The sequence below is a fragment of the Streptomyces aureocirculatus genome, assembly GCF_000720475.1.
Lineage (GTDB): Bacteria > Actinomycetota > Actinomycetes > Streptomycetales > Streptomycetaceae > Streptomyces > Streptomyces aureocirculatus.
Genome location: NZ_JOAP01000178.1, coordinates 1 through 304, shown reverse-complemented (window position 1 = coordinate 304; position 304 = coordinate 1). Strand labels below are relative to the sequence as shown.

The window sequence follows — 304 nt, the reverse complement described above, 5'->3', positions numbered from 1 at the left end:
TCATGCCGACCCGTTCGACCTTGAGCACCTGGGCGACCAGGTCGCAGAGCTGCTGCTCCTGCGGGGTGCTCGGCGGGACGTAGGCGCGGGCCGCCCCCTTGGGCTCGGGCAGTCTGGCCCTGTCCACCTTGCCGTTGACGGTCAGCGGCAGCTCGTCCAGGACCACGAAGAGCGCGGGGACCATGTACTCGGGCAGGGTCTGGGACACGAAGGTGCGCAGTTCCTCCGTGGCCAGTTCCTTGGTCGCGGAGCCGCTGCCGGTTCCCGTGCCCTCGGCCCGTGCCGGGACCACGTACGCGACGAG

General features: G+C 70.7%; 1 protein-coding gene. It reads right to left on the bottom strand.

Annotated elements, in window-relative coordinates:
* A partial coding sequence (locus tag IG78_RS43670; RefSeq protein WP_037687826.1) for an AMP-binding enzyme occupies positions 1-304 on the bottom strand: 304 nt, incomplete at both ends.